Genomic DNA, 3,328 nt, shown 5'->3' on the forward strand with positions numbered 1-3,328 from the left:
GACTTAAAGTTAGACAAAAGTTATAGAAAAAGGTTTAATTGGAATCTGTTTTTTTTTATAAAATATAGATATCTAATTAAAAAAACAAAGTCAATTTGCTTTCTATCCTTATTTTTTGACTTTTGAAATTGCCAAAAAAAGTTATCTTTGTTGGAAATATCCTATTAATGAAGTTGAATTTTTCTTATCGCCCTGATATAGACGGTTTGCGAGCGATTGCGGTTTTGCTAGTTATCTTTTTTCATGCTGATTTTTCTTTCGTTTCGGGCGGTTATATAGGCGTTGACGTATTTTTTGTGCTTTCCGGTTTCCTTATTACTTTGACTATCGACAAGGAAATGAGCGAGAATAAATTCTCTTTTAAACAATTTTACTTGCGTCGTATTCGTCGAATTATTCCTGTTTTAGTTTTTGTAATGCTCGTTACGACTATACCTGCCTATTTATTTTTGTTTGCAGATAATTTTGAGTCTTATTCGAGAACTTTATTACATACAATGTTATCGACAAATAATTTTCATTTGTGGATCACTCAAAGGGATTATTTTGCAGAAAACTCTGATTTGATTCCGTTCTTACACACTTGGTCGCTATCGGTCGAGGAACAATTTTATTTTTTGTGGCCGATATCTTTACTTTTTTTACATAAATATTTGAACTTACAAAAAAGATTACTTTTTGTCTTTTTGTTTTTAATTTTTGGAATTATTCTATCTGTTTATTTAACTGATACTAATCCTGGAATGGCGTATTTTTTGTTACCTGCTCGTATATTCGAATTGGCGATTGGTGCATGTTTGGCTATGTTTTGGGAGAAATTACCAGAATTTTCTAAAGCCAAAAATCACCTGATTTCGATTGTAGGTTTGCTTTTAATTTTAGTCCCTTCTTATATATTAAACAAATCGAGTATATTTCCTGGAATGAATGCTTTTTGGCCTTGTTTGGGAACAGCGATGCTTATTTTTACAGGAAAAAATACAGATACTAAAGGTATCGTAAACACGTTTTTACAAAACAAATTTTTGGTGTTAATTGGTTTACTTTCTTACTCTATGTATTTGTGGCACTGGCCGTTATTTATATTTATTAAATATTTGGGAATCCATTTAGAAGGTGTTGTAAGAATTATTTCATTAGTCGTAATATTTGGATTGTCTTATTTTTCTTGGCGATTTATCGAACAACCTTTTAGAATAAATTTCAAATATGATTTTAAGAAAACCATGTTGTACGGATTTTTACCTTCTTTATTATTAATAACAGGAATCTATGCAATTATAGATGCCAAAGATGGTTTTCCTGAACGTTTTCCAGAGCTTTCAGAATTTAATCCAAAAACGAATTATCCTAATAAAGTTAGAAAAGAATGTTTCGACCAATTTAAAGTCGGAAATTGCGAAGAATGTTTTCTGGGTATTAAAAAAGATACGCTAGACGGAATGTTAATAGGTGATTCTTTTGGAAATCATACAGCTGCCTTTCTTGATATTTTGGCCAAAGATGCTGGTTTGTATTTACATGACAGTGCCGCTGGTGGTTATCCAGTTTTGAATAATTTGAACGAAGATGGTTCGCCAACAAATTCGACCGAATATGCTACCGAAAGACTGGAATATGCTAAAAAATTTAAAACTATTTTTATTGCTGCAAACTGGGACGAACAATCTACACCAGATAGTAAAAACTATCAATCTATATTGAAAACAGTAGGAGAATTAGTAAAACTAGGAAAAAAAGTGGTTATTTTTGATTGTCTACGCGCCACAACCGAAACGAATTTGCACAAACTCAAATTACTAAAAACTGGTAGAAAAGTATATTTTTCAGAAAGAGATTTCTCAATACAGTTCAAACCAAGACCAAATAGTTATATTGTATACGAAATGAAACGTCAATTTCCTGCAATTTTAGTTATCGATTTGAATGATGCTATGTGCAAGGATGGAAAATGTGGTTTAGAAGTAGACAATACAATCGTTTACAGAAATTTTAATCATTTGAATACAAGCGGAGCGGAATTAATAGCAAAAAAATATATTCAACTAAAAGGAAATCCTTTAAAAAAATTATAAAAATGACAAACTTACAAACAATAATAGAAAAAGCTTGGGAAAACCGTGCTTTGCTACAAGAAGAAACAACTACAAACGCGATTAGAGAAGTTATCGACTTACTTGATGCTGGAACTTTGCGTGTGGCAGAACCAAAAGGCGATGCTTGGCAAGTAAACGAATGGGTAAAGAAAGCGGTCGTGATGTACTTCCCTATCCAAAAAATGGAAACTTTTGAAGTGGGTATTTTCGAATATCATGATAAAATTCCGTTGAAACGTGGTTATGCTGAAAAAGGAATTCGCGTAGTTCCTCATGCTGTAGCACGTCATGGCGCCTATATTTCTAGAGGTGTTATTTTGATGCCAAGCTATGTAAACATTGGTGCTTATGTAGATGAAGGAACGATGGTTGATACTTGGGCAACCGTAGGAAGTTGTGCTCAAATAGGTAAAAATGTGCATTTATCTGGCGGAGTCGGAATAGGTGGCGTTCTAGAACCTTTGCAAGCCGCTCCAGTTATTATTGAAGATGGTGCTTTTATTGGTTCTCGTTGCATTGTGGTTGAAGGCGTGCATGTAGGGAAAGAAGCTGTTCTTGGGGCTAATGTTTGCTTAACTGCTTCAACAAAAATTATCGATGTGACTGGCGAGACACCTATCGAAAGAAAAGGATACGTTCCAGCAAGATCTGTAGTAATTCCTGGTAGTTATACTAAGAAATTTGCTGCTGGAGAGTTTCAAGTACCTTGTGCATTGATTATTGGTACTAGAAAGCCATCAACAGATTTAAAAACCTCTTTGAATGACGCTTTGCGTGAATATGATGTAGCAGTATAATTTTAGATTGCAGATTTTAATTTTTGAAATTGATATTGAATAAATGAACATAGGATACGAAGCAAAAAGAATTTTTCACAACAAGACTGGTTTGGGTAATTATAGCCGAGATTTGGTAAGAATTCTGGCAACTTATTATCCTGAAAATCTTTATTTCCTTTACAACCCTAAAAAAAATAAGGAAGCACTTTTTAATACTGATTTAGAGAATATTTTAGAGAAATCACCTTCTACTCTATTTTATAAAAAATATTATAATTTGTGGAGACAAAAAGGAATTATCAATGATTTAGAAGCCGATAAAATTGAGGTTTTTCATGGATTATCGGGTGAAATTCCTTCTGGATTAAAAAAGAAAAATGTAAAAAGTGTGGTTACAATTCATGATTTAACCTTCATGCGTTATCCACACTTATATTCTTTTTTTGATAGAAA

Annotated in this window: 2 protein-coding genes and 1 pseudogene; all 3 read left to right on the plus strand. The window is 32.5% G+C overall.

The annotated features are described in order from the left end of the window. Positions 1–167 precede the first annotated feature (167 nt). Complete coding sequence (locus ACH2BG_RS07955) at positions 168–2,075, plus strand: acyltransferase family protein (protein WP_395047172.1); 1,908 nt, start codon at positions 168–170, stop codon at positions 2,073–2,075. Positions 2,076–2,077: 2 nt separating this feature from the next. Next, positions 2,078–2,893, plus strand: coding sequence for a 2,3,4,5-tetrahydropyridine-2,6-dicarboxylate N-succinyltransferase (locus ACH2BG_RS07960; protein WP_395047173.1), 816 nt, complete (start codon positions 2,078–2,080; stop codon positions 2,891–2,893). A gap of 43 nt (positions 2,894–2,936) precedes the next feature. After that, positions 2,937–3,328 (plus strand): annotated as a pseudogene (locus ACH2BG_RS07965) (glycosyltransferase family 1 protein); the annotation flags it as partial.

The organism is Flavobacterium sp., from assembly GCF_043779715.1.
Classification (GTDB): domain Bacteria; phylum Bacteroidota; class Bacteroidia; order Flavobacteriales; family Flavobacteriaceae; genus Flavobacterium.

Coding starts and splice junctions, on each gene's coding strand:
- ACH2BG_RS07955 (WP_395047172.1), top strand. CDS start 168: ATGAAGTTGAATTTTTCTTATCGCCCTGATATAGACGGTTTGCGAGCG.
- ACH2BG_RS07960 (WP_395047173.1), top strand. CDS start 2,078: ATGACAAACTTACAAACAATAATAGAAAAAGCTTGGGAAAACCGTGCT.